Here is a 13,085-nt window from a genome sequence, read left to right as displayed (position 1 = left end):
CCAATCAATCTCAATTTCTCAAAAAATAAAACGCTTACATCTAACTTAATATTTGGATAATGGAGTACCATTCTACACTCCTAATATATATCTTGCAAGGATAAATGAAGTACCCTTTTGCCTAAGCCTAAATATAATGAAGTATCTATTTACTTGGAAAGGGGTAAAAGCATGGCGCAGCCAAAAGTGATTGCTACAGTCCGCTCTGCCGGACCGATCGGAGATATAAAAGTAAATGTCGTCACGAATCGAGTATACTTTGTAAACCCAGACACCGAGGCTGGAACTATCGGGGTATTGGAGGGCAGAACTAATCGCATTATCGCTCGGATCCCTGTAGGAAGACTGCCGTCTCAGCTCGGAATCAACCCCCAAACCAACCGGATTTATGTACCTAACTTCCGTGACGAAAACGTATCTGTCATAAACGGGCGGACAAACCAGGTAATCAAAACTGTCAAAGTAGGCCGATTCCCAGACAATATCGGAGTAAATGTTCGAACCAATCTGATTTATGTAACTAGCGCATTCGGAACCCTATTCGTCATAGACGGGAAAACAAATCAGGTCCGTAAAAAGATTGAAATCGGTGGACGCCCCTCCAGAATTGTTATCAATGAGCTTACCAACCGTGTCTATGTGACCAATACAGTAAATGATAGCGTCACCGTCATTAACGGAACTACACAGGCGATCATTGCGACAATAAAAGTCGGAAGTAACCCCGTGATAGCGCCAGCACTTAATAAAATTACCAATCGTATTTATGTCGCTAATAACTTGAGCCGGTTTCTTTCTGTGATCAATGGCCGAACCAATAAATTGTTGCGTAATGTACAGCTGGGACGTTTGCAAAGTGAGGTCGTTATAAATCCGCTGACGAATCGTATTTATGTCTCAAGTGCACAAGTGGAGGGTAAGGGCAGGCTGTTTGTCATAGATGGGCGCAACAACAAAATTATAACCACAAAGGTGTTGCCTACCTCCTCCAACACGATTATCAACCCGAATACAAATCATTTATTTGTTGGTAATTTTGATAAGAATCATATGTCCGTTTATAACGCCACCACGTTTAAACGGCTCGCAAGATTCTCCTCCGTATCAGGCAGCACTGTGCTAAACCCGCTCACAAATAGAATTTATGTAGGTGGAAACGACTCCATAACGGTCATTCAGGATGGACCAAGACTCACTCAGAGTTCTATTTTTAATTAAGACAAAAAGACGCCCACCATAGGTGGGCGTCTTTCTACATATCAAATTACATCGATCTAGCGGATGAAACTTGTTTAACAGCCACTTTTTCCTCGACTGTTTCTGTATCCTTAGGCTGTATCCCTCTTTTTATGAAGAAAGCTAGGATAAAAGCAATAATGGCAACGCCTACTGACACTAAGAACGCATCATTAATTCCTTCGATCGTTGCTTTTGCGATGACTTGGTTTTGAATGCCAAGCAATTGCTCTGCAGAAGGCTTAGCCGTTAATTTACTCACAGCCTCAGCTACCATATCTTTGACATGTGATGTGGTACTGTTAGACATAATCGTTACAAGCAGCGCCCCGCCAATCGCCCCGGAGACTTGCTGAATCGTACTGTTCATGGCTGTACCATGTGGTGTATATTTAGCCGGGATGGAGTTCAGACCATTGGTCATCACAGGCATCATAACCATTGAAATCCCGAACATTCTCACAGAATACAAAATCATTAGTGTCGAATATTTCGTTGTCTCAGTTAGATCACTAAAGAAATACGTACTGATCACTACGATAGCCAGACCGATTAACGCTAAGACTTTGCCGCCGAATTTATCGAACAATTTACCTGTGATTGGAGACATAACCCCCATAATCAAAGCACCAGGCAACATTAGGAGTCCCGAATCCAAAGGTGAAATGCCTCTAATATTTTGCAGATAAATCGGCATTAACATCATGGCTGAGAACATCGCCATATTCAGTGTAATCGAAATCGCTGAGGATAAAGCGAACATCGGATATTTGTACACTCTGAAGTTAAGCATAGGCTCCTTCATCTTCATCTGGCGCATAATGAATATCACTAAACCAATAACCCCGATAATAAGGGTGGAGTAGACCATTGGATCATCCCATCCTTTATTCCCAGCGGAACTGAAGCCGTATAGAAGACCCCCGAACCCAATCGCTGATAGAACTACGGATAGAATATCAATTTTAATAGCCACATCTTTTTTAGGATCATGCAGTTTGAAGAAGGCAAGAAGGAACACCAATACGGCGATCGGTGCAATCATAAAGAACAGCACAGGCCATTCATAATGCTGAATAATCCATCCTGAGAGTGTAGGACCAATGGCTGGTGCAAAAATCATAACCAAACCAAACATCCCCATGGCCGAGCCACGTTTTTCAGGTGGAAATGTGGTGAACAATACATTCATTAATAATGGCATCATAATCGCGGCCCCTGAGGCTTGGACCATTCTCGCAATCAATAATACAGGGAAACTTGGAGCAAAGCCTCCAATGAAGGTCCCTATTGCAAATAATCCAATGGCGATTAGGAATAATCGTCTGGCTGTATACTTTTGAATTAAAAAGGCCGTTGAAGGAATCATGATCCCGTTCACTAGCATATAACCCGTCGATAACCACTGTACCGTTGAGGCACTGACATCAAAATCCTTCATAATCGATGGTAAAGCTATATTGAGCAAGGTATTACTCAGTAAAGCAACAAATGCACCAATCATAAGGATTGCCAAAATCCCATAGGAAGCTTTACTTTCTTTCGTTTTCATTTTGGAATCCTCCATTCTATAATCATACCGTCGGTTCAATTTTGAACTTATGTTACAATGTAGAATATATTACTCTTATATTTACTGCTTGGCAAGTCAGAATTCATTTAAAAACTAAATTGTATTAAGTGGAAATATAAGCTAGTCTATTCTACGTGAAGTGTTTTTTTGCACAAAAGAGTCCAGCTTAAAGGGGCACCTAAGATGATAAATAAACGGAAAGAGCAAGTGATTCAAAAAGCACATGAATTATTTATTGAAAAAGGCTACCACGCCACATCCATACAGGACATTCTGAATCACAGCCGGATCTCCAAAGGATCTTTTTATAATTATTTCCCTTCCAAGGGGGATCTCTTTAAAGCTGTATTCACCTCTATTCATGACCAGCTGGAAGAAGGCAGAAATGGCCTGCTCATTGGCCAGGACCCCTCTGACATTGATATATTCGCTAAACAAGTTCAACTGGTTATGAAAATCAATAAAAAAAATAAATTGTTGCAGCTGGTTGAAGATGCCCTGGTCTCCAATGATCCGGATTTAATTACGTTCATCAAAAAAACTAAATTCACCTTATTAACCTGGGTGCATGAACGTTTCCTGCATATATTTTCTGAAGATAAGAAGCCCTATCTACTGGATGGAGCCATCATTTTTACAGGCATCTTGCAAAATATGCTGCAAATTAACAGTGCCATGAACGAAGTCATTACCTCTCAACAAATCATTAATTATTGCACTACTCTTATCCAGACGATTGTTGAGGATGTAAGCGAAAAAGGAATCCAGCTTATCTCCCCCGATCATGTAGGGAAACTATTGCCTGTTGCTGAATACACTGATTTTTTTAATAATGATTTATCGTTTGCGACTGTAAGCTTAAAAAAAATCATAGATAAATCATTCGCCGCCGATGATCCCAGCCTGTCCAATGCACTGAAGCTGTTATATTTTATCCAAGAAGAGATCATGAACAATAAGGAACCAAGAGAGTTCTTAATCGAAAGCGCCCTGCTCTCCTTGAAAATGTGCCCTCAGTTTAATGAAACGAAGGAATTTGCACATTATCAGACAGTGTTATCTGCAATGCTCTAAGCACAATCAAAGTATGGCTTCAATCATTTAAGCGTATTCTAAACGCAAGGCACGAAACTAAAAGTGTGGTGACCGATTTGTTCAAGCTTTTATTAATAGAAGATGATACAACGCTGTTTAATGAGATCAAAGAACGGCTTACGCAGTGGTCTTATGATGTATATGGCATTCAAGATTTCAACAATGTTACGCAGGAATTCACGGAAATCAAACCTGATTTAGTGATAATTGATATCCAATTACCCAAATTCGATGGATTTCATTGGTGCAGAATGATTCGCTCTCACTCTAATCTGCCGATTATCTTCTTATCCTCTCGGGATCATCCGACAGATATGGTGATGTCCATGCAGCTGGGAGCCGATGATTATATCCAAAAGCCCTTCCATTTCGATGTACTCATTGCCAAGGTGCAAGCCATTCTCCGGCGGGTGTACAATTACAATACGGATAACATTGAACTCAAAACGTGGTGCGGAGCTACCGTCGATTATGAGCGGAATTCAGTGACCAACGACACGGGAACGATTGAGCTTACCAAAAATGAGATTTTCATATTGAAATTGCTCATTGAGAAAAAGAATAAAATTGTCACCCGCGAGGAATTAATTAATAGCTTATGGGACGATAAGCGCTTTATTAGCGATAACACCCTTACCGTCAACGTAAATCGGCTGCGCAAAAAGCTCGACGAGCTTGAATTAGGGGCATTTATTGAGACGAAGGTTGGACAAGGCTACGTAGCCATTGAAGAGGATTCTCTATGATTAAAAAGTACCTGCTCGAAAGACTCGGTTGGATTTTTCTTTTTCTCTTTGTACATCTATTTATGCTCTTTATCACCTTTATGGACCCGACCATCCCCCTGTCTTCAGTGCTCTATCTGGTCTCTTTATCGATGATTTTTTTCGTAATTTTCCTAGTCATTCGCTATCCTAAGGAAACCAGATTTTATAAAAGCTTAAATGAGCGCGACGATGATCTCGATCTGACAAGCATCGCTCTTGCCGAAAGTCCTTTTGAGAAAATCATCGAAGAGAGCATCACCAACCAAGTGAGACTGTTAAAGCAGACTGCTTCAGACAATTTAATGAATTTGGAGCAAGAGAAGGATGAGCTGTTATCCTGGATTCATGAAGTAAAGACTCCACTGACCGCAATGCATCTAATGATTGAGCGTATAGAAGATGATGTTATGAAGGGGCACTTGACCTATGAGTGGCTGCGTATTCACCTGCTGCTGGATCAGCAGCTCCATCAAAGACGGATACCATTTATTGAAAACGATCTGTATATGGAGCAAATTGATATAGAAACGCTTATTTTTAGTGAGATTAAGACGTTACAGTCTTGGTGTATTCAGAAGGGAATCGGCTTTGAGTTGAACTTAGAAGCTGCCGAAGTGCTTAGTGATGCTAAATGGTTGGCTTTTATCCTCAGACAACTCCTAACCAACGCCGTAAAATATAGTGAAGCTTCTGATATTACAGTGAATAGCTACCAGCAAGCTGAACATATCGTTCTTGAGGTGAAGGATTGCGGGCGCGGGATAGATCCGAAGGACCTGCCGCGCATCTTCGACAGAGGGTTTACTTCCACTACTGTACATCGCGACAATGCCGCCACAGGCATGGGCTTATATTTAGCTCAGAAAGCAGCTCAATCCTTACTCATCATCATCGGGGTTCAATCCAAGCTCGGAGCGGGATCAACATTTACGCTAACCTTCCCACTCAAAAATGAATTCGTTAAAATCTCAAGCATGTGACAACAATGTCACATGCTTTTATATTTTGTTCGGGCAATCGCAGGATAAGAACATTAAACTTTTTTATAATAAAGCTATACAAGAAGAAACGAAGGAGTGAATCATTATGGCAATTCTAGAAGCTACTAAAATTCATAAAAGCTATGGCAATAAATTAAACAAACAATCCGTGTTAAGCGGACTCGATATTCGTATAGAAGAAGGCGAATTCGTTGGCATCATGGGGCCTTCCGGTTCAGGTAAAACCACCCTACTCAACGTACTCTCGTCGATCGACAAAATCAGTAACGGATCTATTACCATCGAGGGCAATGAAATTTCCAATATGAAAGAGAAGCAGCTTGCTGAATTTCGCAAGAATCATTTAGGTTTTATTTTTCAAGAATATAATCTCTTGGACACCCTGACGGTAAAGGAGAACATCCTGCTGCCACTATCCATTACCAATACACCCAAGAAAGCCGCCAATCAGAAATTCGAAAGTCTCGCAAAGGAATTGGGGATTTTGGAATTAAAAAATAAGTACCCCAATGAAATCTCTGGCGGTCAAAAACAACGTACCTCAGCAGCTCGTGCCTTCATTCATGATCCAAGTATTATTTTTGCTGATGAGCCTACCGGGGCGCTGGATTCTAAATCCGCTTCTGATTTATTAAATAAGCTAAGTGAACTCAATCAAAAACGAAAAGCAACTATCGTTATGGTTACACATGATCCAGTGGCTGCCAGTTATTGCAGTAGAGTTATTTTTATAAAAGATGGAAAAATCTATACGCAACTAAATAAAGGAGAACAATCAAGACAAGTTTTCTTCAACGACATTATAAAAACACAGGGTGTATTAGGCGGTGTGCAGAATGAGCATTAATGTATTAATGATTCGAAATCTGCGAAAAAACATCCGAAATTACTACCTATACGTGTTTGCGCTAGTTTTTAGTGTGGCCTTATATTTCGCCTTTGTCACCTTGCAATATGATCCCTCGATGGATGAGCTGGAAAGCTCTATCAAAGGGGGCGCGGCCATCACGGCTGCCTCGGTTTTACTAGTCGTAATTGTCTCTATTTTCCTGTTGTATGCTAATACGATCTTTATCAAACGACGCGGCAAAGAAATTGGCTTATTTCAGTTAATTGGAATGACCAAAAATAAAATTTTCCGCATTCTTTCGGCAGAAAACTTTATCCTATATTTCGGTTCCCTGATCCTAGGGATATTAGTAGGCTTTTCTATCTCAAAATTGATCCTCATGATCTTATTTAAAATAATGGGGGTCGATGCTATAGCCTCCCTTCATTTCTCTATCGAAGCTTTGATTCAGACGTTGATCGTATTTTGTGTGATTTATCTTTTGATCATGCTGATGAATTATGGATTTATTAAAAGACAAAGTATCTTATCCTTGTTCCGGGTAACCTCAACAACAGAAGGTACAGTGAAAAAGTTATCCTTCTTTGAAATGATCATAGGGATTGTCGGAATTGGCCTAATCCTACTGGGCTATGTGCTCTCCTCTAAATTACTTACCGAAGACGTAACCTCAATGAATCAATTGGCTATATCCATGATTACTATTTTGGGATCCGTCATTATTGGGACCTATCTATTTTATAAAGGCTCGGTAAGTTTTATTTTTCATATCATTCGTAAGCGGAAAAACGGCTATCTGAACATTAGAGAGGTTCTATCTCTTTCCTCCATTATGTTTCGCATGAAATCCAATGCCGTATTATTAACCATCATTACAACGGTATCGGCACTAGCCCTGGGTTTATTATCCCTTAGCTACATTTCCTTTTACTCTGCTGAGAAAACTTCCAAGCAATATGTCCCAACGGATTTTGTATTCACGAATGCCCAAGAGGCTGAACAATTTACAAAGATCCTAACGGCAAATGATTTAGTATTTACAGAAAGAAGGACCCAAGTCCTTCAGGTCGATGTAGATGTTGAAGAGATTCTTGTTAAAAAACCGGACGGAGACAATATGTTTTCAAATATTATGACCCTGGCGGTCATAAGTGAAAATGCACTTGAAGACGTTGATCTAACTCCAGATAAAGCTTATTTTACGAAATCAAGCAGTGCACTGGATAATTTTGTTACTATGAAAGATAAAGGTGCGATTGAACTCAAAGGGTTACATGAGGTTTTTCCACAGGATTATAAAAGATTAGATATCGAAAGTCCCATTTCAGGGTATTACACAGGTGGTGGCTTACCGGTTGCGGTTGTAGACGAATCGATCTTTAAGCGCTTAAAGAAGGATTTAGATCCTGCCCTTCAAAGGGGATCCTCCCTTAATATCGGGATTGATATGAAAGTCCGGGCCAGCGTTGAACAGGCAAATGAACTTTTCAAGACCTTGAAATTTGATGAGAAAAACAAACAAGACTCTCAATTAGAGTCGATAAAAGGTCAAAAACAAAATATGGGACTCATTATGTTTATCGTTGCTTTTCTGGGGTTAACCTTCTTGATTACCTCCGGATGTATTCTATACTTTAAACAAATGGATGAAAGTGAAAATGAAAAACCTAACTACACTATTCTGAGAAAGCTTGGATTCACGCAAGGCGATCTGCTCAGAGGTATACAGATGAAACAATTGTTCAACTTCGGTATTCCATTAGTCATAGGTCTGCTTCACAGCTACTTCGCCGTTAAATCCGGCTGGTTCTTATTCGGCACAGAGCTTTGGACACCGATGATTCTGGTGATGCTGTTATACACTGCTTTGTATTCGATCTTTGCAATATTGTCCGTCTTCTATTACAAAAAGGTGATTAAAGAGGCGCTTTAAAATAACGAAGGTGTTCCTAAAGCCATCATGGCTTAGGGACACCTTTGTTTGATTTGATATCATTTACAGGTAGGAGGCACCGGCATCTATCGGACACAGATGAACCTCTTTCTAAGTAATAGCGCCACTGGAGTCCGAAACCCTGCTCTATAGGCTAAAAATTCGCAAATAACGCCAACGGGGTCGTAACGCTCAGAGGATCTGTCGAATCCCTCAGCTATTCACAATCCCCAATACAAATCCATCATAACCTTTGCTTCCCACCGTCTGAATGGCAGTAGCCGAAATTCTAGGCTCTTCAGCCAACAGATCATAGAATTCCCGTACGCCTACTACACGAGCGTCTTCGCTATTCTCATTAATGACCTCCCCTTCACGAATCACATTATCTCCAAGGATCACCGTTCCGGGCTGGGAGAATTGCAGCGCCCACTTTAAATAGTTAGGATTATTCGGTTTATCGGCATCTATAAAAATAAAGTCGAAGGGTTCAACGCCCTCTTGTTTCATCTGAGACAGTTGCTCTAATGCATCCCCTACACGAAGCTCTACCAGATGATCCACCTCGGCAAGCGAAAGATTAGCTTTAGCTACCTGCGCATGAATAGGATCCAGCTCCAAGGTAACTATCTGTCCGTCAGACGGCAGGGCTCTTGCCATCCAAATCGTACTGTACCCGCCCAAGGTGCCAATCTCCAAAATCCGGCGTGCACCTTTCATTTGCACCAGTAGATTGAGGAATTTCCCCTGACTAGGCGAAACATCAAAGGGCGGCAACCCTGCCTGTTGATTGGTGACCAATACTTCTTCCAACACAGCGTCCTGTGGAATCAGGCGCTCTGTAATATACTGATCGACTTTATCCCAAGTAGTCGTTTGATTCATATTTATCACTTCTCCTTTAGTATTGATTTTGGTTTAGATGAACTTATAAATTCCACATTTAGGGATCGTTCGTAACTACGAGGAGTGTTTGGACTTCCGGTCGCTGTTGTCTCCAGATTTCTTCAATTTAAACACTGTTCATGGTTGAAATCCGGAGACAAAGGCGATCGCTACGCTCCTACAGTTCCAAACCTCCTCTCCATTATTCCTTTCCCTAATCTCATCTTTCCAAGTTCATCTTTATATCTGTATTGTAAATCAGTTATAATCATAAATATAATATATCTTTAAATTTAATTTATATATTTAATATATGAATTGAAGGATGGGAGTTTAACCATGAACCTACATGCCTTACGCTTATTCCATGTAATCGCATCGGCAGGCAGTGTGACACGCGCTTCAGAAATTTTAAATATAAGTCAGCCTGCCATCACTGCGCAGATTAAGAAGTTCGAAAAGGAACTGTCCTTTGCCCTATTTAAACCTCAAGGCAGAGGAATTGCTTTAACGGATGCAGGGGAAGAGCTTACTATACTCGCCAAACGACTGTTCGCCGTAGAACAACAAATTGAGCAATTCGCTCAAGATTATGTTAACGGCAGTAACGGAAGTATCCGTCTAGCCGCAACGTATTTGCCTGCTCACTTTCTCATTCCTACCTGGATTGCAAAGTTTAAGCAGCAATATGAACAAGTGGAGATGATGATCACCACTACCAACTCAAGTGATGCCCTCAAGCAGCTGTTAAATGTAGATGTGGATATAGCTATTTATGGAGGAATCGCCGAGGCTTATCCAGATACAATCCAGACAGAGGAGTTATTTCAGGACGAGTTATGGTTTGTAGTCGCACCCGATCATCGTTATGCCAATCAGCAAGTTTCTCTAATCGAAATGATGAAGGAACCCTTCGTTATGCGTGAAGAAGGGAGTTCCACGCGGGAGCGATTATTATCTTTATGCCGCACATACAACACACCCGCTCCTATCATCTCTTTGCAATTTAATGGACTACATGAAGCCATCAAAGCCGTTATCGCCGGATATGGCGCAAACTTCGTTTCTTCATTAGTCGTACGCAAATATGTAGAGCGTGGAGAATTGTGCCGAGTATATGTAGAAGGCGTCCATCTGAAAAATACCATTGCGATCTGTACACGTAAAAATGAGCCCTTATCAGCAGCCGCAGTGAATTTAATTGAGATGATTCGTCACAATCCTTATACGATATAGCGGAATGATTGCTCATTCCCAACAAAAGAGGCCTTCCCTTTCGGGAAAGCCTCAAAGCTTCTTTTTTTACACCGTCCGATCCAATTTAACTTCAAACGCACCTCCAGTTACATAATCCATGTACCTAGTATTTCCGTCGAAATCCAAATAAGCTTGATAGCGGGTACGATTAGCCGCTGCAGAAATCAGATCCAGCACCTTCTCCTTGGCTACCCACATCACTTCAGATGTTTCCTCCGAAGTACTTAATTCTCCACCCACGGGCTTGCAGATAAAGTCTAACATGACCTTGGTAGGAACATCCGTCTCACCGTCATACCATTTATGCATACCTGTATTCGAATACACGCCAATCAATTGAGAAACAACAACATCTATTCCACTTTCCTCTTTAATCTCGCGAATTAGTGCATCCATTAGGTTTTCTCCAACTTCCACTTGTCCTCCAGGAAATACCCAGCCACCATGATGTGTTTTTACTAAAAGAATATCTCCCTCTTCATTTATTGCAATTCCACCCACCGCTACAATATGTGTTGGCCAAGCCATAGATAGCACCTCTTTTTTTAGAAGAGTCTAGCAATTTATCGATAATCTGTAAACGATATTTTTCTATTCCATAACGCTTTAAAAGCTTCGCACTGTTCTATTAAATCATCAAACTTCCCTTCCCCAACAATTGATCCTTGATCCACTACCAATATCTTATCAACGTCTTTTATAAAATTAAGCCTGTGGGCCACAATGATGATAGTTTTATCCTTAAATTCATTCAAAATCGTCTCCATAAGACTTTGCTCAGTGATATTATCAAGCGCTGACACGGGCTCATCCAGAATTAGAATATTTCTTTTTTGGGCAATGACTCTGGCAAACGCTAATCGCTGTCTTTCGCCTCCTGATAATTTGAGACCTTTTTCGCCCACCAAAGTATCTAAGCGATCCGGTAAATGGCTTACTTTTTCCTGCAAATGAACTTTTCCCAGAATCTCATATAGCTCTTCATCCGACAGAGTATCCTCATCAAATACAATATTATCCCTTATCGTAGCATCAAAAATCGGCGTATCTTGGGATAGATAGGAAATATGATCATAGTAGCTATTCAAACGAATCTCATCGATATCCTTACCGTCCAGTAAGAGTTCACCTTCGCCCTTTTTTAATAACCCCACAATCAATTTAATCAGCGTAGATTTCCCGCCTCCACTTAATCCGACAATAGCAACAGAAGTTCCTCGCGTAAGCGAAAAAGACAGGTTGTTCAGTATCTGCACATTCCCATAAGTAAAGGACACCTCCCTAAACTCAATATTGCCTTGGAGCTCAGTGATGGCTTCTCCGGATTCCAAGTTCTTATCTTCTGGGGCAGCAATAAATTCCTCGAATCTTCTGTAGGTCACTTTATTCAGTCTGTAATCTACAAATAAAACATTAAAGATGGCAACTGGGGTATAAATTTTATCGATGAACATAAACAATGCGACCACAATACCAAGGGAGGTCTCGCCTGCGACAATGCTTTTCACACCATAAATCAGGACAACAACTTTAATGATCGTGACAAATAACTCGAATATAGCAAAAAAAGCTTCATGGATCATTTTTAGCTGAGCATTTTTATGAATGATAGTGCGTGCAGTCTGGCTTAATTTATCGATCTCTTTCTCATATCTCTTGTTGGTTCTAAAGACGACCAATTCCATAAACCCGCGGATAGAGAATCTGGACATCTTTTCTTGCTCTTGGAGAATGGCAGCCTTCATGGCATACAGAAATTTCAACAACAGATTTGTTATCAGAAAGACAACCACGTAGCCAGCTGCAATCACTAACATGATCCTTAGATCATAGAAGCTGATAAAGACTAGACTGAATAGAAGAGTAGGTAACAACTCATGTAATGTTTTGAGAAAAAAAGAAAAAATAATGCTGTTTCCAGCCGCTGCCCCGTTCTCGATCACCTTAATCATCTGCCCTGTTCCCATATCCTGATACGCTTGATAATCCATTTTTGATATTTTGGACAGTGCAAGAATCTTTAACCGCTCCGTGATGCTGTTCGATAAAAACACACTCGGGTATTCGTCTATATAATTCAGGATCGCCACCCCAGCTAGCAGAAACCCATACACCATAATTAATGTGGATATTTCACCAAAACTGTTGATTACCGTGGCCTTATCTAATATTTTTTGAAAGACAACAACCCCTAAACTACTTAACAGCTGAATGGCAAAACCCAATAAAATATAACCACATACCCACCACTTTAGGTGAGCTAGACTCTTTTTTAACATATCGTTTATCCCCTCTTTTAATTGAATGCAAAAAAGCCAGACGCTCCTATCCCACTGTAAAAAACCATCCACAAATAAACGGTTCTCTAAGTTAAATAGGTTAAGTGCCTGGCTCTACAAAAATAGCTGCCTATGGCACCGTTCAAAGCTCTAGTTAGTTGTAATCAAAAGGGTAGACTCCCCCCTTGATAGCTGGTACGCGTTTCACC

At 40.7% G+C, this 13,085-nt stretch carries 11 protein-coding genes; 7 read left to right on the top strand and 4 right to left on the bottom strand.

Annotation, left to right across the window (positions count from 1 at the left end):
* Positions 1–171: 171 nt before the first annotated feature.
* Complete coding sequence (locus NST40_RS02120; protein ID WP_076278911.1) at positions 172–1,218, top strand: YncE family protein; 1,047 nt, start codon at positions 172–174, stop codon at positions 1,216–1,218.
* A 46-nt stretch (positions 1,219–1,264) separates the two neighbouring features.
* Here NST40_RS02120 and NST40_RS02115 read toward each other — a convergent pair whose 3' ends face one another.
* Positions 1,265–2,788 (bottom strand): DHA2 family efflux MFS transporter permease subunit, encoded by a 1,524-nt coding sequence (locus NST40_RS02115; RefSeq protein ID WP_076275998.1) that lies wholly within the window; start codon positions 2,786–2,788, stop codon positions 1,265–1,267.
* A gap of 204 nt (positions 2,789–2,992) precedes the next feature.
* On the opposite strand from NST40_RS02115, the gene NST40_RS02110 reads away from it, so the two are divergent.
* The 5 genes from NST40_RS02110 to NST40_RS02090 all read left to right on the top strand — a co-directional run bounded on the left by NST40_RS02110 (position 2,993) and on the right by NST40_RS02090 (position 8,455).
* A complete protein-coding gene (locus NST40_RS02110; RefSeq protein ID WP_339170923.1) occupies positions 2,993–3,883 on the top strand; it encodes a TetR/AcrR family transcriptional regulator in 891 nt (296 codons plus the stop codon).
* Positions 3,884–3,960: 77 nt separating this feature from the next.
* Positions 3,961–4,650 carry a response regulator transcription factor gene (locus NST40_RS02105; RefSeq protein ID WP_076124606.1) on the top strand — a complete coding sequence of 230 codons (690 nt, stop codon included), beginning with the start codon at positions 3,961–3,963 and terminating at the stop codon, positions 4,648–4,650.
* Positions 4,647–5,651 carry a sensor histidine kinase gene (locus NST40_RS02100; RefSeq protein ID WP_076218981.1) on the top strand — a complete coding sequence of 335 codons (1,005 nt, stop codon included), beginning with the start codon at positions 4,647–4,649 and terminating at the stop codon, positions 5,649–5,651. The genes NST40_RS02105 and NST40_RS02100 overlap by 4 nt, the downstream gene beginning before the upstream one ends.
* Before the next feature lie 106 nt (positions 5,652–5,757).
* The gene (locus tag NST40_RS02095; protein WP_038568421.1) at positions 5,758–6,519 is read left to right on the top strand and encodes an ABC transporter ATP-binding protein; all 762 of its coding nucleotides are present in this window, start codon (positions 5,758–5,760) and stop codon (positions 6,517–6,519) included.
* The gene (locus NST40_RS02090) at positions 6,509–8,455 is read left to right on the top strand and encodes an ABC transporter permease (protein WP_076302323.1); all 1,947 of its coding nucleotides are present in this window, start codon (positions 6,509–6,511) and stop codon (positions 8,453–8,455) included. Before NST40_RS02095 ends, NST40_RS02090 begins: the two co-directional genes overlap by 11 nt.
* Positions 8,456–8,668: 213 nt before the next feature.
* Here NST40_RS02090 and NST40_RS02085 read toward each other — a convergent pair whose 3' ends face one another.
* A complete protein-coding gene (locus tag NST40_RS02085) occupies positions 8,669–9,340 on the bottom strand; it encodes an O-methyltransferase (RefSeq protein WP_076192727.1) in 672 nt (223 codons plus the stop codon).
* A gap of 339 nt (positions 9,341–9,679) precedes the next feature.
* On the opposite strand from NST40_RS02085, the gene NST40_RS02080 reads away from it, so the two are divergent.
* Positions 9,680–10,576, top strand: a complete 897-nt coding sequence (locus NST40_RS02080) for a LysR family transcriptional regulator (protein WP_076275995.1) — start codon at positions 9,680–9,682, stop codon at positions 10,574–10,576.
* Between the two features lie 66 nt (positions 10,577–10,642).
* Here NST40_RS02080 and NST40_RS02075 read toward each other — a convergent pair whose 3' ends face one another.
* The gene (locus tag NST40_RS02075; protein WP_342410371.1) at positions 10,643–11,125 is read right to left on the bottom strand and encodes an NUDIX hydrolase; all 483 of its coding nucleotides are present in this window, start codon (positions 11,123–11,125) and stop codon (positions 10,643–10,645) included.
* A 35-nt stretch (positions 11,126–11,160) separates the two neighbouring features.
* Entirely contained in the window at positions 11,161–12,876 is a 1,716-nt protein-coding gene (locus NST40_RS02070; RefSeq protein WP_076275994.1) for an ABC transporter ATP-binding protein, read from the bottom strand.
* Positions 12,877–13,085 lie beyond the last annotated feature (209 nt).

The organism is Paenibacillus sp. FSL R10-2778, from assembly GCF_038593035.1.
In the GTDB taxonomy this organism is placed as follows: domain Bacteria; phylum Bacillota; class Bacilli; order Paenibacillales; family Paenibacillaceae; genus Paenibacillus_AQ; species Paenibacillus_AQ odorifer.
The sequence above is the reverse complement of the archived record's forward strand: the minus strand, read 5'-3'. Positions and strand labels throughout refer to the sequence as shown.